General features: G+C 41.3%; 17 protein-coding genes. 8 read left to right on the forward strand and 9 right to left on the reverse strand.

What is annotated here, in order from left to right; all coding sequences use genetic code 11:
- Positions 1–35: 35 nt before the first annotated feature.
- Entirely contained in the window at positions 36–1,826 is a 1,791-nt protein-coding gene (locus L2747_RS14935; protein WP_248999811.1) for an aryl-sulfate sulfotransferase, read from the reverse strand.
- 459 nt (positions 1,827–2,285) lie between these two features.
- On the opposite strand from L2747_RS14935, the gene L2747_RS14940 reads away from it, so the two are divergent.
- The 4 genes from L2747_RS14940 to L2747_RS14955 all read left to right on the forward strand — a co-directional run bounded on the left by L2747_RS14940 (position 2,286) and on the right by L2747_RS14955 (position 5,902).
- The gene (locus tag L2747_RS14940) at positions 2,286–2,897 is read left to right on the forward strand and encodes a thiol:disulfide interchange protein DsbA/DsbL (RefSeq protein WP_248999812.1); all 612 of its coding nucleotides are present in this window, start codon (positions 2,286–2,288) and stop codon (positions 2,895–2,897) included.
- A gap of 9 nt (positions 2,898–2,906) precedes the next feature.
- Positions 2,907–3,515, forward strand: coding sequence for a disulfide bond formation protein B (locus tag L2747_RS14945; protein ID WP_248999813.1), 609 nt, complete (start codon positions 2,907–2,909; stop codon positions 3,513–3,515).
- Between the two features lie 111 nt (positions 3,516–3,626).
- Positions 3,627–4,457 carry a helix-turn-helix domain-containing protein gene (locus L2747_RS14950; RefSeq protein WP_248999814.1) on the forward strand — a complete coding sequence of 277 codons (831 nt, stop codon included), beginning with the start codon at positions 3,627–3,629 and terminating at the stop codon, positions 4,455–4,457.
- 92 nt (positions 4,458–4,549) lie between these two features.
- Positions 4,550–5,902 carry an alkyl/aryl-sulfatase gene (locus L2747_RS14955; RefSeq protein WP_248999815.1) on the forward strand — a complete coding sequence of 451 codons (1,353 nt, stop codon included), beginning with the start codon at positions 4,550–4,552 and terminating at the stop codon, positions 5,900–5,902.
- Between the two features lie 38 nt (positions 5,903–5,940).
- Here the strand turns inward: L2747_RS14955 and L2747_RS14960 are convergent, their stop codons facing one another.
- A complete protein-coding gene (locus tag L2747_RS14960) occupies positions 5,941–6,627 on the reverse strand; it encodes a TetR/AcrR family transcriptional regulator (RefSeq protein ID WP_248999816.1) in 687 nt (228 codons plus the stop codon).
- A gap of 164 nt (positions 6,628–6,791) precedes the next feature.
- On the opposite strand from L2747_RS14960, the gene L2747_RS14965 reads away from it, so the two are divergent.
- The 4 genes from L2747_RS14965 (at position 6,792) to L2747_RS14980 (ending at position 10,630) form a co-directional block, all read left to right on the forward strand.
- On the forward strand, positions 6,792–7,538 hold the full coding sequence (locus L2747_RS14965) for an outer membrane protein OmpK (RefSeq protein ID WP_248999817.1): 747 nt from the start codon (positions 6,792–6,794) through the stop codon (positions 7,536–7,538).
- Positions 7,539–7,552: 14 nt separating this feature from the next.
- Entirely contained in the window at positions 7,553–9,313 is a 1,761-nt protein-coding gene (locus L2747_RS14970) for an aryl-sulfate sulfotransferase (protein ID WP_248999818.1), read from the forward strand.
- A 72-nt stretch (positions 9,314–9,385) separates the two neighbouring features.
- The gene (locus tag L2747_RS14975) at positions 9,386–9,997 is read left to right on the forward strand and encodes a thiol:disulfide interchange protein DsbA/DsbL (RefSeq protein ID WP_248999819.1); all 612 of its coding nucleotides are present in this window, start codon (positions 9,386–9,388) and stop codon (positions 9,995–9,997) included.
- 9 nt (positions 9,998–10,006) lie between these two features.
- Positions 10,007–10,630, forward strand: a complete 624-nt coding sequence (locus L2747_RS14980) for a disulfide bond formation protein B (protein WP_248999820.1) — start codon at positions 10,007–10,009, stop codon at positions 10,628–10,630.
- Between the two features lie 155 nt (positions 10,631–10,785).
- On the opposite strand, the gene L2747_RS14985 is transcribed toward L2747_RS14980, so the two are convergent.
- The 7 genes from L2747_RS14985 to caiB form a co-directional block, all read right to left on the reverse strand.
- A complete protein-coding gene (locus L2747_RS14985) occupies positions 10,786–11,676 on the reverse strand; it encodes a LysR substrate-binding domain-containing protein (protein WP_248999821.1) in 891 nt (296 codons plus the stop codon).
- Positions 11,677–11,866: 190 nt separating this feature from the next.
- Positions 11,867–12,808, reverse strand: coding sequence for an alpha/beta hydrolase (locus L2747_RS14990; RefSeq protein WP_248999822.1), 942 nt, complete (start codon positions 12,806–12,808; stop codon positions 11,867–11,869).
- 147 nt (positions 12,809–12,955) lie between these two features.
- Complete coding sequence (caiE, locus tag L2747_RS14995; protein ID WP_248999823.1) at positions 12,956–13,564, reverse strand: carnitine operon protein CaiE; 609 nt, start codon at positions 13,562–13,564, stop codon at positions 12,956–12,958.
- A gap of 132 nt (positions 13,565–13,696) precedes the next feature.
- On the reverse strand, positions 13,697–14,548 hold the full coding sequence (locus L2747_RS15000) for a MaoC/PaaZ C-terminal domain-containing protein (protein ID WP_248999824.1): 852 nt from the start codon (positions 14,546–14,548) through the stop codon (positions 13,697–13,699).
- Between the two features lie 93 nt (positions 14,549–14,641).
- Positions 14,642–15,427 (reverse strand): crotonobetainyl-CoA hydratase, encoded by a 786-nt coding sequence (gene caiD / locus L2747_RS15005; RefSeq protein WP_248999825.1) that lies wholly within the window; start codon positions 15,425–15,427, stop codon positions 14,642–14,644.
- Between the two features lie 61 nt (positions 15,428–15,488).
- On the reverse strand, positions 15,489–17,042 hold the full coding sequence (caiC, locus tag L2747_RS15010) for a crotonobetaine/carnitine-CoA ligase (protein ID WP_248999826.1): 1,554 nt from the start codon (positions 17,040–17,042) through the stop codon (positions 15,489–15,491).
- Positions 17,043–17,052: 10 nt separating this feature from the next.
- Entirely contained in the window at positions 17,053–18,279 is a 1,227-nt protein-coding gene (gene caiB / locus L2747_RS15015; RefSeq protein WP_248999827.1) for an L-carnitine CoA-transferase, read from the reverse strand.
- Between the last annotated feature and the right edge of the window lie 15 nt (positions 18,280–18,294).

Consider the following 18,294-nt stretch of genomic DNA (forward strand, 5'->3'; position numbering starts at 1 on the left):
AATAGCGGGCCCATAGGGCCCGATTGGTTATTTCTTTACTGACCAAATTGGCTAGTAGGATTAACAATGATTGCGCGGTAATGAGGTGAATTTGGCTTGTCTGACAATACGTCAATCTCAATCTTCACTTTCTTATCGTCATAACCAATTTCATTAATTCGACCAATGGTGCGCTCACCAGGCGTATAGAGATGAACCGAACCACCAAAACCAAACATGGTGTTCTTATCTTCCATATACTCTACGTTTGATGTGATCGGGCTATACCAGTCATAGCCACGGTCTTTACCGTATTCCCATGTCTGCTGCACAGTCATGTTCTTATCGTCAATTTTGTATTCAACGAAACGAGTGTATTTCATGGTTGGTAAAGCTGGCTGCTCATGAGCACGACCATCACCATTATCTAGCACTGTTAAGTTGCCAGTAGTGTTATTTAGCCATGCAGTATGCTGGGTGTAGGTGAAATCGAAATCGCCTTCACAAACACCTTTCTCAGTACAGTTGATAGGCTTACCATTTTTATCGACTGGCTTAAGTAACTTCTTAGAAAGCTCTTTGTTCCAGCCTTCTGATGGGGCTAAAATCCATTTAACTTCCTTGTCTCGCGTCACTTTTGCTACACCTTGGTGACGGAACGACAGAATAATAGAGTCATCTTTTGGATCGTATTCGATAGAGTTGATATGCGCCCAGTTACGTCCTGCCGCGATGCCAGGAATATCACCGTATGGCGCATTGATTTCCATTTCTGCAGTTTGGCCCATTTGGTCAATATCGACGTTCAAACAAACCGCGCCCATATCTAACGCTTCAAGTAATGCATCACGATATGGATCCATAATTTCATTCAAGTTCCATACATCAACTAGGTTGCCTTGCTGATCAATTTGTAGAATATGATCGCGTACCGTATGCACGATATCGCCTTGTGGGTTTTTGTAGTTAGCTTTAGCTGCACGCACTAAAGAGTGGCCATTTGGCATGATGTTGTGTTCATGGGAAGCGTCGATATAACCACGCGGCAGACGGCGCTGCTCAAAGTTACCGAGTAAATCAAACGTACCGTATTGCTGACCCTGAACGAAAGTAATACGACCTTCGCCATTGTCATGTAAGCCCATCAAGTAGCCACGTTTGTTCGCATCAATGCCGACACCATCGTAAACCGCGTCTTGATCAAGCCACCAGCGAATATCACCATTAGTATCGACAACATAAGTCATAGGCGCGTTATCAAAAGTAATAGAGCCCATTGCAGGAGTCGATTCAAAAATACCAGCATCTTTACTCTTTTGACCTGACCAATGTAGATCAGAACCTTGCTGGTTATATGTATGGCTGTTAACTAAATAGAGACGGTTTTCAAAGCCTTTAGCCACCTGCTTCACCTGAACCTCCTGCATAACAGTCACGTTTCTGTTATCCATATATTCATTGGTGATAGGGCCAGTTAGTACTTTATAATCTTCTTTGACCTTTTTACCGTCTAGCTTGTATTTGACTGTCACTTGGTTGTTATGGTCAGCATATAGACCAAATAGTGGGATACCGTCATGGGTATTAATGGTTTGCTGCCCTACAGGGTAGTTAATATCAACGCCCTTCTTACCCTTGCCATGCACGGTTACTGATACATCAGTTGGACGCTTACTGCCTAAATCCAATACTGCTGTTAATGGTGAATTACCATATGGGTTAACTAGAATAGCTCCTAATTGACCAGCCGCAGGTGCAGGTTTAAAACCGGCAGCCTCTGAATCAAAAGCAACTGTTGATTGAAATAATGCAGCCATTACCGCAGCAGCTAAAATATGACGTTTCATCGCATCTCCAAATATATTTTCTATTTATTAAATTAATTAACGGGAACGAAAAAACAATAAACAACCAAAACAAAATTAATTGAGAATAAAGTCACACTATTAATTTAGAAACTAAAATCTTTCATCACAACAAAACATAAAACATGAAATAACGGTCGAATCAAAAAAACATAAATACCGATATTCAATTAATAAAACACAACGTAAAAAATAAAATACTATGACTTTTAAATTTTAAATAGCATCAATTTGAATTTTTAAAATCGGCAAAATAAACACAACCAAGTTAAAAGTATCGAAAAGGAAAGTTAATAGTAAAAATAAAGTGAGATCTTAATCACGATTTTAAATCAGTTTTTATAAATAGAATGCGTCATCAAAAAAACAATAACTGATCTAATTCCAGTAAAAATAATTTTTAATCATCATTTTAAAACTACTATATTTTTGGAGAATCCAATGAAAAAGTCTCTCATCGCCATCGCTGCAACCCTATTCCTATCTTTTGGCGCTAATGCCGCTACTGAAGGGGTTGAATACCAAATATTACCAGAAGCTGCACAGTTCAATGCGCCAAACCAAGTGGTAAAGATCTACTCGATTAACTGCCCTTTCTGCTACAAATATGAAAAAGCCGGTATTCCAAATGAGAAGCTGCTACCTGCAGGCAGCACATTAGATCAATTCCACATCACCAGTAAGCCACCTTTTGGCGTTGAAAAGTCCACTGCTCTCGCTATCGCCAAAGAGATCAAAGGCGACAAAGTATTCAAGCAATTAAAAGACAAATACTACGACCAATACCACGTTAAAAAAGTGAAGTTTAAAGATGCAGACTCGACTATCGCCTTTACGTTAGACACCTTAGGCATGAGTCGTGCTGAGTTTGACAAATATGCTCAAGATCCAAAAGTAAAACAGCTAATGACCAAGTGGGACCAAGGTGTTGAAGTCGCGAAAATCCAAGGGGTTCCTGCAATTACTGTTAACGGTAAATACCTGATTAACACTAAATCAATCCGCTCTATGGATATGTTGAAAGAGCTGATTGCAGAACTGTCGGCTAAGTAAGGAATAATCATGTCAATTAAAGACTATTGGAATCAGTTTAAGGCTGCTCCGGCCGACAACTTGATGACCATGCAGAATCAGCGACCGATTTGGGTCGTTATGGTGGGAGCCGCAGCATTCCTTATTCTATCTGCAATCCTCTACTTCCAGCTATTTCTGGCAATGGATCCTTGTGAGCTCTGTGTTTACATTCGCTTCAGCCAGTGTTGTATCGTCATTGCCGGTTTGATCATCTTGATCGACCCGAAAAACAACATACTCAAGTTCTTAGGTTTATTGCTGGCTTGGTATGCGGTGATCCAAGGTTGGATGTGGTCCTATGAATTAATGAAGATCCACGATGCGGCACATATGGTTGTTGATGAATCGATGGACTTCTTTGCGGCGGCAGGTGATGCAGCAGGTTCAGCGTGCTCTACTGACCCACGCTTCCCACTTAATTTACCTCTTGATGAATGGCTACCATTCGAGTTTGCCCCAACAGGCGGTTGTGGTGAGGACGATTGGACATTACTCGGTATGAACATGGCACATTACTGCATGATCGCTTATACCGTATTTATGGTCTGCTTAGCACCACAAACATTTGGCTGGTTGCGTTCACTCATTAAAAAATAAGATCCCTTTAACCTTTCAAATGGCCATGATATTTCATGGCCATTTTTATTATATTGTGCGCAGCTTTAGGGTTTAATAAGAACGGATAGTGATAAGCTAATAAGAAACAATATGAATATTCCCTTAGTCGGCTTTAGAAACGATCGTCAACCGATAGAGATCCTGTCCTTAGCTAAGTTTTATCAACAGCGTGATAATTACAAACCAAAACCCGATTCGTTTCATCGAGTCGAATTTCACTGCTTACTCCGCTGTCGCTCAGCAGGCGTGCACCATATAGACTTTGACTCCTTCAGCTATAAAGCAGGTGAACTGATTTATATCGCTGCAGGACAAGTTCACGCCTATGACTTTTCTCAGCCCTTATCTGGTGAAATGATTATATTTACGCGAAATATTTACCACAAAATACGAACTCTGCTGCCTGACGACAGCCTTAAGCTATTTCGCCAGCAACCTATATTACGGCCACAGCCAGAAAGTGCATTAGTATTAACCCGCTGTATAGAATTACTCAAACAGCAACAACTCAACCGGCTACCACTGCTTAGCCAAGAGTTAGCACTCGCTAACTTGTTACTTATTGCAACTCAAGGACAGCGCTGCGCGACGGAATCCCCCCTAATACTGCATCAGTATCAACAATTACAGGCCTTGATTCAGGCTAACATGGTCTCTAGCCGCCACGGCATTGATTATTGTCGGTTAATGGCAATGAGCTTTACCAAATTAAACGGCATTTGTGTCAAAGTAAGTGGTTACACACTGAAACGAACTATCGACAACCAAATAATATTGGAAGCTAAGCGCTTACTCGTTACTGAAAAGCTGAATATTAATCAGATATCGGATCGACTCGGCTTTGATGAAACCACTAACTTCTGCAAGTTTTTCAAAAAGCACACAGGAGTCACACCAAAGCAATTTCGCCATCGAGAGTGACAAGATTTACCATTTTACAATCACTTTATACCTGCTCTTAATTATCGAATTTTCATAGCATCTAGCCATAACGATTATTTAATAAGGCTCCTATGAAAAAGTTAATTTTAACCCTATCTTTATGTGCGCTTGCTTGTAGCAATTCACTCTCAGCAACCACCCTCGTCGCTCCAGATAAAGCGGAGCAAATGCTACAGAAACAAGCACAACATTTTAAACAGCGCATTGTACAAGTCTCCCCTAATGTATATACCGCTGTGGGCTATCACGGTGCGACAACCTCTATGATTGTTGGCGACGATGGCGTTATTATCATTGACACCTTAATGGGTCCATCTAGCGCAAAAAATGCGCTTACCGATTTTCGAAAATACTCAAAAAAACCAGTTAAAGCGATAATTTACACTCACAGTCATGGTGATCATGTTGGTGGGACTTCCGCGTTTACTCAAGGTCAAAATGTCACAATTATCGGCCCATCCGGGATGAATAATCATCATGGTACCGATACCACACTAGACAACATCATGAAAAAAAGAGAAATGCGTCAATTTGGTCGCACCCTTCCTACGCATGAGCAAAGCAATCGTGGCGTAGCCCAAGCAAAAACGATAGACCACGACCGAGGTAAGGGCTTTATTCCACCAAATATAAGAGTTGATGACCGCTATAAAACCCAAATTTCTGGCGTTGATATTGAGATTTACCGTGCTGCAGGAGAGACTAATGACACCATGTTTATATGGCTTCCCAAGGAACAAGTACTTTTTAGTGGTGATAACTTCTACCAAGCATTTCCTAACCTTTATGCAATACGTGGTACCCCTTACCGTGATGTTCGAGTATGGGCTAAATCTGTCACGAAAATGGCAGCATTTGAGCCAACAGCTATAGTTGGCGGCCACACTTCACCTATCATTGGTAAAAAACAAGCAACTGCCGCCCTAAAAGATTATAGCGAGGCGATCCAATCTGTTTTCGAACAAACTATTGCTGGTATGAATAACGGGCTCGATCCCATCAGTATTGGCCAAAGTATTAAATTGCCAAGTCATTTACATGACAAACCATACTTAACTGAGTTTTACGGCACAGCCAGCCATGCATCACGAGCCATATACTCAGGCATGCTTGGCTGGTTTGACGGCAACCCTAAAAACCTTAATCCGTTATCAAACCTAGAATTAGCTAAAAAAATGGCTGTACTGGCGGGTGGTAGCCAACAATTACTCAACCAGTTACAACTGGCGGTTTCTACGCAAGAATTTCAATGGGCGCTAGAACTTGCAAGCCACCTAAGTTATTTGCCCGAGATCGATTCACAACAGGTAATCCTAGCGCAAATTAGTAGTCTAAGAGCATTGGCGGCGCGAGAGTACAATGCGCCAAATAGAAACTATTACTTCAGCTATGCTAATGAGCTAGAACAAATATTGATTAAGTAAATACTTGCAATAGGGTGTCTAGGTAAATACCTGATGCCCTATTCACTCACAATGCATTGCGATCTAAGTCCTTGCTTTACGATCAACTCCTGAGCCTGACGTATACAATCAGCAATCAAATGATGCTCAAACCCTGACTGCATAAAACAAAACTCAATGATCCAATCGGTAGTTAAATTTGCCTCTTCACTACAGTTTTTACCCACCTCGGCACATGAAACAACTTCCTGCCCCCGAATGATGACTGAGAGTAATGCGCACAATCTAGCAATGGCTTCATCACTTAACTGGCAACGCCCTTGCTCTCTTGACTGTTTTAATAAAGCAATCGGTGTTTGCCAAAATCCATAGGCATGTTTGTTCAGTTCGCTTATATGCGGATGCACAGAGCGCCCACAAATAAGCGGATTACTTGTTAGCGTTGACATCGAAGAATAGAAAGGCAAGTTCCTCACAAGTTCCAGCTCAAAGATATAATACGCAACCACTTTTGTTAATGCATCAACCTCTAAATCTAGCCACCATTTCTTGTTCTTCGTATTAGAAAAGCTTTTACTAGATAAAGCTACTAATATATCTTCTTTATTACTAAATAACTTATATAAACTAGTCGTAGATATTCCAGCCTCTTTAGCTATAGAACAAAATTTAAATCCAACAACACCATCCCTAGAAATAAGTTTCTCTGAAACATTTAAAATATGCTCTGAAGTCTTACTTTCCATTTTTATGTGAATCCTGTCTCTAAAAAAAATAATTTATTATTTTTTAAGCCTGCAATCAATAATTCGACAATATAAATAGTTCCCAATTTTTTTTTGTGAGCACCATCTAGTTATCAACTTATTCAGATTCGTAACATCCTAATCACTTTCAGTAGAGGTGAGTTATGAATAAAAAAATATTATCAGGAATCGCAGCTTTATCAGTCTGTATTCCCCTTACTTCAAATGCCGCAATGTTATCTGTAGAAGCCGGATTGATGGATTGGAGAAATAGTGCATCAGATTACTTTGGTGAAGCAAAAAACGATAACCCTTACGTTAAAATGATAGGTGCGTATGGCACTGATTTTGGTGATATTTATGCCCATGTATCACTTGAAAATATAGATGATACTGATTTATTTGGTACTGAGATTAATCTAGTTGGGCAGATAAACCTTGGTGATACTGACTTTAACTTGTATGGCCAAGTCTTTGATAAATCTATGCCTGTCTGGGGAGAAACCAATACTTTACTCGGTTTCAGCTGGGATAAATCTTATGACGATACTTACGTTCAACTAGCGTTAGCTGCACATATTGTAAATGCTACATATAAAGCATTTGACTCTAGCTTTGATGAGCAAGGATTTAACGGTGGATACGCATATTTAAATATCAGCCAAGATTTAAATATATTTAATCAAGATTTTAAATTTGTCTGGTGGCAGGAATTCTATTTTGGTCGTAACGAACATTACCTTGCATTAGCAGGAGATATGGAGGATGTGGGCTTTAATGGGCAACTGCGTGCTAACTGGATAATTAATAATAATTGGTCAACCGCTATTAGCTATCGATACGCAGAAAACAATTTAGGTAAAAAAGGCTATCACGATGCATTTTTTTACTCAGTTCAATATAAATTCTAACAAAGAGATTAATTATGAAACTTAATAAAATAATGTCTGCTTTTTTTGCAGCATCAGTATTAACCTGTACCACAATTTCATTATCGGCTAATGCTGCAGGTGATTTACCAGGAACATCTTCTTCAGCTGTTGCACAAGGACAATTAGGCTTTGTTTATGTCGACCCTTATGACTTCAGTCCATTGGTTGCTGTCATTGATTTAGGCGGTAAAACAATTTCAAACGCTAAAGTCACCGTAAAAGGCAAAGGCAAGAAGGGAATTGATATCGATTACCCTGTTAGTACAACGCAACTAAATACCCACAACGGCATTCCTGTATTTGGTCTATATCCAGATCACTTAAATGAAGTAGAGCTGTCTTATAAGCTTGATGGAAAAAAAGTCAAAGAGACTTATAAGATCCGTACTAATGACATCCCACATCAACATATCGATGGCCAAGATAGAACCCAATATGAATATGAGCCAGTTAAAGTTGCAAAAGGATTCGAAGATAGATTTTACCTAGTTGACGGTCAAGTCATTACCCCCAACCTACGTGACAAATGGGATTGGAAGCCAACCCAAAACATTATTGATACCAATGGTGATGTACGCTGGCACCTGAGCGCTGACGTGATTTATGACCGCCCTGGTGGATCCATGTCATTCAAGCAAACTAGAGATGGCAAACTCATTTTTGGTCAGGGATTAATGTTTAACCAACATGATGGTTTCCTTTCACCTTACTACGCCAAGTACGATTTTATCGGTATGCCTATTTTCAAACGCGAACTACCTCGTGGCTATATTGGCTTCTCTCATGAAGTAACAGAAATGCCAAATGGCAACCTGTTACTTCGAGTGGGTAAGAAAGATTACATCACACCAGACGGAACTAAGGTTGATACCATTCGAGATCACGTCATCGAGGTCAATACCAACGGCGATGTAGTTAAGGTCTGGGACTTTAATAAGATCCTTGATCCTTTACGTGACGATGTACTGAGTTCACTCGATATGGGCGCAGTCTGTCTAAACGTGGATATCGATTCTGCTGGTAAAACAATGACAGCTGAGGAATTAGCTAACGAGCCTTATGGAGATGTAGCAGGTATTGATACAGGTCGTAACTGGCTACACATCAACTCAATTGGTTATGACGCAGAAGATGACAGCATCATTATCAGTGCTCGCCACCAATCAGCGGTGATTAAAATTGGTCGAGATAATGAAGTTAAATGGATCTTAGGTACACCTATCGGCTGGGAAGGGGATCTAGCAGATAAAGTGCTGGTGCCAGTAGATAGCAAAGGCAAAAAGTTAAAGTGCGACGCTAAGGACTGTGAAGGCGATTTTGACTGGACTTGGACACAACATACCGCATGGCCTGTTGCTGAACGTGGCACTGTAACAGTGTTTGACAATGGTGACGGACGCTCTCTAGAACAGCCGGCATTACCAACAATGAAATACTCACGTGGCGTTGAATATAAAGTTGATATGGACAAGATGACAGTGCAGCAAACTTGGGAATATGGCAAAGATCGCGGATACGAGTGGTATAGCCCAATTACCTCAATTACTGAATTCCAACCTGATCATAACACCATGTTTATGGCATCAGCTTCTGCTGGTCTGCTAGAAGCTGACAAAGCGCCTGAGCATTGGATTACAGAAGTGGATCCAAAGACCAATGAAGTCAAAGTAGAAATCAAAGTGAAAACGCTAACCAAACATGAACCTGGTTACCGCTCAACCGTCGTGCACCCTGAATCTATGTTTAACCAGTAATAAGCCTAAGTCAGCGCCTTACCCTAGAGGCGCTGACAGCGAAAAATCTTATATTATTTAATGGAACATCCAATGAAAAAGTCTCTCATCGCCATCGCTGCAACCCTATTCCTATCTTTTGGCGCTAATGCCGCTACAGAAGGGGTTGAATACCAAGTACTACCAGAAGCTGCACAATTCAATGCACCAAACCAAGTGGTAAAGATCTACTCGATTAACTGCCCGTTCTGCTACAAGTATGAAAAAGCAGGGATCCCAAACGAAAAACTATTACCTGCAGGCAGCACATTAGATCAATTCCACATCACCAGTAAGCCACCTTTTGGCGTTGAAAAGTCCACTGCTCTCGCTATCGCCAAAGAGATCAAAGGCGACAAAGTATTCAAGCAATTAAAAGACAAATACTACGACCAATACCACGTTAAAAAAGTGAAGTTTAAAGATGCAGACTCGACTATCGCCTTTACGTTAGACACCTTAGGCATGAGTCGTGCTGAGTTTGATACCTACGCTCAAGATCCAAAAGTAAAACAGCTAATGACCAAGTGGGACCAAGGTGTTGAAGTCGCTAAAATTCAGGGCGTGCCAGCGATCACCGTTAACGGTAAATACCTGATTAACACTAAATCAATCCGCTCTATGGATATGTTGAAAGAGCTGATTGCAGAACTGTCGGCTAAGTAAGGAATAATCATGTCAATTAAAGACTATTGGAATCAGTTTAAGGCTGCTCCGGCCGACAACTTAATGACTATGCAGAATCAACGACCGATTTGGGTCGTTATGGTGGGAGCGGCAGCATTCCTTATTCTATCTGCGATCCTCTACTTCCAGCTATTTCTGGCAATGGATCCTTGTGAGCTCTGTGTTTACATCCGTTTCAGCCAGTGCTGTATCGTAATTGCTGGTTTGATCATCTTGATCGACCCGAAAAATAACATACTCAAGTTCTTAGGTTTATTGCTGGCTTGGTATGCGGTGATCCAAGGTTGGATGTGGTCGTATGAATTAATGAAGATCCATGATGCGGCACATATGGTTGTCGATGCGTCTATGGACTTCTTTGCTGCTGCAGGGGATGCAGCAGGTTCAGCTTGTTCTACTGACCCACGCTTCCCACTTAATTTACCTCTTGATGAATGGCTACCATTCGAGTTTGCCCCAACTGGTGGTTGTGGTGAAGACGACTGGACCCTACTCGGTATGAACATGGCTCATTACTGCATGATCGCTTACACCGTATTTATGGTGTGCTTAGCACCACTAACTTTTGGTTGGGTACGTTCACTAAGGCAATTCTTCCCTATTAAGAAGTAAAGATATTAATCTCTTTTCACAAAAAACAGTGGCTGCTCCCCTGCTTGCCACTGTTACTTCTAAAAAAATTTATTGATCTAAAGTTTAGTCAATGTTTCCCTGACCTTATAAATTAATACCAAAAGCCTTTTTAAGCAGGTAGATTAAATTTGAGGCTAAAATACGTTACTAGCGTATTCTTTAATGATCCAGTCAACGATCTTCATAATGCGGGCGTCCCTTTTTCTTGAAGATTTATATGCGATTGAATAGGTCCATCCTGTATAACAATGCGGTAAATCTAATTTGATTAGATTTCCAGAGTCGACTTCAACCTGCAATGTTTGCTCTAGCCCAAGAACGATACCTTGACCAAAAATAGCAGCCTGAACAGCTAGCATATTGTGGTTATAGATAGACTTTCTCTGTAACGGCCCAACACCGACTTTGTTAACTCTAAACCATCCTTCCCAATCTACACCATAATCTTTATGTTTTGAGTAGAGCAATGTTTGCTCATGAAACGTTTCCAACGAAACATTCGGGTGTTTATCTAGGTATTCAGGACTGCAATATGCCACCAGCTTTTCTTCCACTAATGGAATAATGGTGTAACCATCTTGAATCTCACGAGTAATAATAAAAATATCTGCGAGCATGTCACTCATTTCAACATCATCTTGAAACATACCCACGTTAATGTTGAATTCTGGATGCTGCTTTCTAAACTCAGCCATTTTCGGAACTAACCAACGAGCTGCCAATGAGTTATAGGAGTGAACTCTAACCTCGTTGGACATGTCGGGAACTAGACTGGCACAAACACTATTTAAATCATAAAAAACGGGAGCTAATCTTTGACGCAGTTCAAGGCCTGACTCTGTTAGCGTTATCTTACCCGCATTGCGGTGAAATAGCTTTTCTAGGAAATAATCCTCAAGCAGTTTTATTTGTTGCGAAACAGCGCTTTGAGTTATGCACAATTCATTCGCAGCAAGTGAGCAACTTTCTAATCTCGCGCATGATTCAAAAACCTGTAACGCCCTTAATGGGATGTTATTGTTCATAATTTTATATACATAGTTTAAATGCATGAGGTGCCAGATTAGCACAGGGTTTTAAACTAAAAATGTAACTCTGAGCACATAAGGATAGGAATTTCCTGCTGTTTGTAGACTAGTTACCAATAATTCGAATGAGCTCACGAAACTGTCTATTTTGTGAGCACAGCCAAGCAATTCCTTACAATGGTGACACCTAGATCTCTAGTAGATCTTGCTTAAGTTCATTAAGAAATTCATCAGCTTGATCGAATGTGCCTAGCATTTTAATGAATCCATGGATGACACCGTCAAAACAGCGATATTTAACATTAACTCCTGCTCCGCGTAGCTCTCGCGCATATAGAAAGCCGTCATCACATAATGGGTCAAATTCGGCGGTATAAATAAAGGTTGGCGGTAAGTCTTTATGACTTTGAGCATTAAGAGGAGAACAATAGGGATTTAGTGCATCAGCTTCACTACGTACATAGTGTCCCCAATAGTATTTCATACTGGCCCGCTGTAGCAGGTAGCCTTCAGCATTCGCATGAGCAGAAGGCGTATCCCAACCATATTGGACTGCTGGATACACCAAGACTTGATAAGCAAGCCTAGGTCCATTCTCATCACGCAATCTTAGTGTTACAGCCGCCGCAAGGTTACCACCCGCACTGTCACCTAAAATCCCGATCCTCTGAGGATCTAACCCAAGTAATTCTGCATGTTCAAAGATCCACAAAGTTGATGAGTAGCAATCATCCATCGGGATGGGAAACTTATGTTCAGGGGCTTTTTGATAGTTAATAGCCACAACAACAGAACCAGTGCGGTTCGCAAGCGCACGACTAAAATGATCGTTAGTCTCAATATTAGATACAACCCAGCCACTGCCATGTATGAAAATAATTGCAGGTTGCAACTCATCACTATTGGCAGTCGTTGGACGATAGATTCGGACAGGAAGATCGGCTGTGGGACCGGGAATAAAACTATGTTCAATTGCAACAACGGGCTCTAGCACTCGCTCAGTTCGTGTTTTAGTCAGTTCATTCATATCTAGACGCCTAGACTCGGCAGGAGTCATATCCTCATAAGGCTTGGCACCTGAGTCGCTAACTTGCTGCAAATACAGTGCAACTTTTGGATCTAACGGCATACAACTTTCCTTATATATCAATATTTAAACTGCTATTAATGCAAAATAAGGTCTACCGCCTGAGGCGCTAACAAGTTTAAGCTTTTATTGGGGCCGTACTCCCTCTTAAACCTTGAGCCATTAAAGACTCACTCAGGCGGAACCTGATCAATCGAGTTGCGTAAAATTTGCCTGCGAGAGTACTTGAGTCGTCCCTTTTAACCTTGCTCTATCAGGTTCAATCTGAGTCAATGGCACGACTAGCTGCATGCTCTTTGCCGAGCGTCGTGACAACTCCTGATACTCCAGAGTATTGAGTCCTTTCCAATGCAGATCTTGTTCTGTTACCTCACGAACATACTTTGCTGGTTGGCCCATTAATAGCTGCTTGGGCTTACCTTGAAAGCCCGCTTTAACAAAGCTCATCGCAGCTACGATGCTATTCTCTCCAACGACCGCACCATCCATAACGACGGCATTCATCCCCACTAAAGCATTACGCTTAATGACACAGCCATGTAAAATAGCTCCATGTCCAATATGGCCATCAGGCTCAACCACTGTATCCATGTCGCAGTATCCATGCATAATGCAACCATCTTGAAGGTTACTGCCACGCTGTAATATCAGCCGCCCGTAATCTCCACGCAGTGATGCATTAGGCCCAACATATACATCAGCCTCTATGATCACATCACCTATTAGAACCGCTGTGGGATGTATGTAAGCACTGGGATCAACCACTGGTATTAACCCTTCAAATTCATAGCAAGGCATAGACTAATTACTCTAAGAAGTTTGACTGACTCATCACTTAGCAATAACGCCTCAAGCATTAAAATCACTATTGCTAAGTACTGAATCCTTTAAGTGATCTTTAGACAGGAGGCAAACACCTCCTATTTCGACTTACTTCCACTCAACTAATCCAAAGTTAAGATAAAAGGTCTCAGGATCATTCGCATCCATCACTCTAAAATGCACACAGTTATCGCCCCACTTCCAGATCTGGGTTTTCACTCTGCACCCTGGATATAAAGATTTAGTTAACCGAGTTTTAAAGCGCGTAAGACGTTCTGGCTCACCAGTAAACATCGCTTGGATAACATGACGACAAGCGACACCAGCAGTGCTCACACCGTGTAAATTTGGCTTAGGATGGCCAAACTCCTGCGCATAATCCCAATCCACATGCTGTGGATGGTCGTCACCAGATAAACGATAAATTAACGCTTGGTTTAATGGAATGTCTTGCTCGATTTCAAAGTCAGGTGAACGTTCAGGGATCTCGACAATATCAGTAGGAGCCTTAGGTCCGCCAAAACCACCGTCATACAAAGCGCAGTCCCAGCTTTCATTGGTAAACAGCTTTACTCCAGCTTCATCGAACGTTTCACCTATATGTTGAGCTAAACAGCCCCGCCCTTCACCTCGATCAAATAGTCCTTTCAACAGTACCTTAGTGGTCAATTTTCCTGGGTTAGTAGGTAACGGCTGATGGATTTGTAAATCAAAGCCCCAGTGAAGCGAGCCTCCCCAATTAAAGCCGTAATCAATAGTTTTAGTCACTTCAGCATCAACGATCTGAGTGGCTGCAAAGATAGGTAATACCTTTAAATTTTTTTCATACACATAATCGAGATCTGTTTTGCCATCACTAGCTGCACCGCAACCTAATGCAAATAGCATCACATCTCTGGCTGTATATTCATTAATAAATGGGCCATAGGTTTGCCCTTGCATCTCTAAATTCAACGCCATCTGTAAATCCTTTCATTACCGACAAACAGTTAAAGTAAGGCCTGACATTTCAGTGAAACATCAGGCTTTATCGAGAGTCAAAATCTAAGAAAACTATCTACCTTTCCACACAGGATCGCGCTTTTCAGAGAAAGCTAAAGGACCTTCTAGCGCATCTTCAGAGTGCAGCACTGATGGGTAGTTTTTCAGACCACCAGCTCGAATATGGCGATACCCATCTTCAACTGAAAGCTCACTCGTTTCACGGTAGATTTCTTTAATCGCCGCAATAGCTAAAGGGGCACCTTGAGCAATTTGCTGTGCAAGCTCACGAGCACTTGCCATTAATTGATCACTTTCAACTACACGGTTCACAACACCCCAGCGCAGAGCTTCCTCAGCGTCCATACCACGGCCAGTCATCATCAACTCATTAACGATGGCAGGCGGTAACAATTTAGGTAAACGCAACATTCCACCGCTATCAGGAACAATGCCTAGCTTGGCTTCTGGTAGAGCAAAGCTGGCATTTTCAGAGCAAATAATCATATCTGCAGCTAACGCTAGCTCAAACCCGCCACCAAATGCATATCCATTTACAGCTGCAATCACAGGCTTATCAAGATCAAAAATCTCAGTTAAACCTGCAAATCCACCTGGGCCAAAATCTGCATCAGGCGCTTCGCCTTCAGCAGCCGCTTTTAAATCCCAACCTGCTGAGAAGAAACGTTCACCTGCACCAGTGATAATCGCCACACGTAACTCAGGATCTTCACGGAATGCTAAGAAGACCTCACCCATTTCAAAACTTGTTTTAGCGTCAATCGCGTTGGCTTTCGGTCTATCAAGAGTAATTTCTAAAATAGCGCCATTGCGGGTAACGTGTAATGATTCACTCATGCTAATACTCCAATATAGAGCCACTTCAGACTCATTTATTAAAAAGCTAATTAAGTTAACTTCACATCAGAAGTTTTTTTTGTACTTTGCAGGTACAGGTTCTTGGAAAAGATTTTTTTATTTCGATAAAAGATGGAACTTTAAATTTCGCCATATTCTCAGCACAAAATTGTAAAATTTGGTCGACACTTAAAGACACACCCTCATTAAATATTACAAACGCTTTAACAGCTTCATCTCGAATTAAATCAGGCACACCAATAACAGCTGCATCTAAAATAAATGGGTGGGACATTAAAACTTTTTCAATTTCAGAACTTGAAATGTTTTCTCCGGATCTTTTAATCATATTTGTCTTTCTATCGACAAAATAAAATAGACCACTTTCATCCACATAAGCTTTATCACCGGTATATAGCCAACCATCGGCACTTAATACTTCTTCGGTCGACTTTTGGTCTTGATAATAGCCCTTCATAATGGTTCGGCCAGGTACACCTTTAACCCAAAGGTCACCAACCACATTAGCAGCCAACTCTTGGCCATTCTCATCGGCGATTTTGGCTTCATAACCAAGCCCAGGACGACCGATTGACGGCCAATGACGCTCCTCTGCTGGACTATCACCAATCAGGCCAACTAAGGTTTCTGTCATACCGTAAGAGTTAAATAACTGCACATTAAAACGGGTTTCAAAATCAAGTTTTTCTTGATCTGAAATATGCAAAAAAAACAACATGTCACGTAGGCAATGATCTTGCTCAGTGGCTACTTTGGGTTGCAACATCAAGGTGCGAACAATCATTGGCATACTATGTGTTAGTGTTGCTCTATAGTCACAGATTTGCTGCCAAAATTTACGTGCACTATACTTCTCCAGCATCACTAACTTCGCACCAACCGTAAAGGCTGCCATCGCCGCATTACATTGAAAATCAATGTGAAAACTCGGCATCATCGTTAGATAAGTATCATCGCTTCTCAAGCAGGTTTGCCACGCCGTGTAGTAGCCTGCAAATTGCAGATTACAATGAGTTATTTCCACTCCTTTTGGCTGTGACGTTGTCCCTGAGGTAAATAATATTTCGGCCACATCATCACTACTAATCGTGACCTGTTTGGCTAGTTCGGTCTTTTGTTGCTTTACTAGAATATCGAAGTTCATTGAATCAGATATATCTAGACTAGTGGTTCTTGTGACCAAAATATTATTTATTGAGTTACCTAGTTGTTGTTTCATTTTGCTATAAATAGCCAGAAACTCTTCTTCTATAACGACGGCTTTAATATCACACTTATTAATAATGAATTGACTCTCAGAAAATAAGTATTGATTATTGATAGGGACAATAACCGCACCTATTTTTGCGAGACCAAACCAACAGAAAATAAACTGCGGACTGTTATATAACTGCACTGCAACTTTATCGCCTTTATTAATACCTAAACTCAGAAATAAGTTAGCGGTTCTATTAATTTCGTCATTAAGCTGACTATAAGTAAACTCTTGGACATCGCCGGCAGCATCCTCATAAACCAACGCTGTGTTATTACTAAATTTACGAGCACGCTCTTCCCACATGCATCTTAATGTTTTGCTGCCAACGATATCCATTCTTCTAGCCTCACTTACACTCAGATACTTTTGCCAAGCCTTTTTCGCTTAAGCTCTGAATTTGCTCTTGTGAGTAACCTATATCTTCCAAGATTGCTGCGGTATCCATGCCATGCTTTGGCATACCACGCCAGATCTGGCCAGGATTATTCTTGAACTTAGGCATCACGTTCGGACCTCTGTAGGTCTTACCGTCAATGTTCTTCCACTCAGTAATAGACTCGCGTGCAATATATTGCGGATTGCTATCTAACTCAGGAATGGTCAACACTTTTGCACAAGCAACATTTAGCTCTGCAAATCTTGCCAATACTTCTTCAATGCTCTTTTGTGCTAAGTATTCGTCTAATGCATCTTCAATTTGATAGCCAAATGGGCACTCAATACGATGGATTAACTGCGTACCTTGAGGCACCTCCTCGCCACCATATAAATGCATGATATCCATATCCTTGAACATCTCTTCGATCTGCATACCGCCAACAAGTTCCATAACGATATAACCATCATTACACTTGTATAGGCCGCAACCTGCATAGTAAGGATCTTTACCCTTAGTCATACGGGGGCAGACTTCGCCGCCATTAAAGTGATCCATCATGAAGTACTGCCCCATTCGTAGCATCACTTCATACATTGCAACGTCGATACTTTCACCCACACCAGTTTCACGAACACGGTATAAAGCAGCTAGCGCTGAAGTTGTTGCCGTCATACCAGAGAAGTAATCCGCCGTGTATGGGAAGGCTGGCATTGGCTGGTCAACATCGCCGTTTTGAATTAAGTAGCCACTGAATGCTTGAGCAATAGTGTTATATGCCGGCAAATTAGTGTATTCGTCAGTACCGTACTGGCCAAAACCAGACAAGTGAGCAATAACTAACTTTTTGTTTTGTTCCCATAACACTTCATCGGTAATACCACGACGCGCAAAGGCTGGGCCTTTACTTGCTTCAATAAAGATATCAGTTGTTTCCATTAACTTAAGAAACGCATCACGGCCTTCATCTTTAAAGATGTTAAGTGATAATGCATGAAGGTTACGGCGCGATAGTTCAGGGTAATTAGGCTGTACGCGGATGGTGTCAGCATAAGCAACGTTTTCAATCCAAATAACTTCTGCGCCCCACTCAGCAAGCATTTGTGCCGCGAATGGACCCGCAATTTCAATACCAGAAAACACCACTCTTAAACCAGCAAGAGGACCAAACGTAGGTGTGGACAATTTATTTGACATAATACCCATCTCTCA

The sequence above is a fragment of the Shewanella marinintestina genome (genome assembly GCF_023283845.1).
GTDB classification, from domain to species: Bacteria; Pseudomonadota; Gammaproteobacteria; order Enterobacterales; family Shewanellaceae; genus Shewanella; species Shewanella marinintestina.

Bases quoted from the DNA above. Each gene is read 5' to 3' on its own strand.
- L2747_RS15000 (WP_248999824.1), bottom strand. From the start codon at position 14,548: ATGGCGTTGAATTTAGAGATGCAAGGGCAAACCTATGGCCCATTTATT.
- L2747_RS14935 (WP_248999811.1), bottom strand. From the start codon at position 1,826: ATGAAACGTCATATTTTAGCTGCTGCGGTAATGGCTGCATTATTTCAA.
- caiC (WP_248999826.1), bottom strand. From the start codon at position 17,042: ATGGATATCGTTGGCAGCAAAACATTAAGATGCATGTGGGAAGAGCGT.
- L2747_RS14990 (WP_248999822.1), bottom strand. From the start codon at position 12,808: ATGCCGTTAGATCCAAAAGTTGCACTGTATTTGCAGCAAGTTAGCGAC.
- L2747_RS14950 (WP_248999814.1), top strand. From the start codon at position 3,627: ATGAATATTCCCTTAGTCGGCTTTAGAAACGATCGTCAACCGATAGAG.
- caiB (WP_248999827.1), bottom strand. From the start codon at position 18,279: ATGTCAAATAAATTGTCCACACCTACGTTTGGTCCTCTTGCTGGTTTA.
- L2747_RS14985 (WP_248999821.1), bottom strand. From the start codon at position 11,676: ATGAACAATAACATCCCATTAAGGGCGTTACAGGTTTTTGAATCATGC.
- caiD (WP_248999825.1), bottom strand. From the start codon at position 15,427: ATGAGTGAATCATTACACGTTACCCGCAATGGCGCTATTTTAGAAATT.
- L2747_RS14965 (WP_248999817.1), top strand. From the start codon at position 6,792: ATGAATAAAAAAATATTATCAGGAATCGCAGCTTTATCAGTCTGTATT.
- L2747_RS14980 (WP_248999820.1), top strand. From the start codon at position 10,007: ATGTCAATTAAAGACTATTGGAATCAGTTTAAGGCTGCTCCGGCCGAC.
- L2747_RS14975 (WP_248999819.1), top strand. From the start codon at position 9,386: ATGAAAAAGTCTCTCATCGCCATCGCTGCAACCCTATTCCTATCTTTT.
- L2747_RS14960 (WP_248999816.1), bottom strand. From the start codon at position 6,627: ATGGAAAGTAAGACTTCAGAGCATATTTTAAATGTTTCAGAGAAACTT.
- L2747_RS14955 (WP_248999815.1), top strand. From the start codon at position 4,550: ATGAAAAAGTTAATTTTAACCCTATCTTTATGTGCGCTTGCTTGTAGC.
- caiE (WP_248999823.1), bottom strand. From the start codon at position 13,564: ATGCCTTGCTATGAATTTGAAGGGTTAATACCAGTGGTTGATCCCAGT.
- L2747_RS14940 (WP_248999812.1), top strand. From the start codon at position 2,286: ATGAAAAAGTCTCTCATCGCCATCGCTGCAACCCTATTCCTATCTTTT.
- L2747_RS14945 (WP_248999813.1), top strand. From the start codon at position 2,907: ATGTCAATTAAAGACTATTGGAATCAGTTTAAGGCTGCTCCGGCCGAC.
- L2747_RS14970 (WP_248999818.1), top strand. From the start codon at position 7,553: ATGAAACTTAATAAAATAATGTCTGCTTTTTTTGCAGCATCAGTATTA.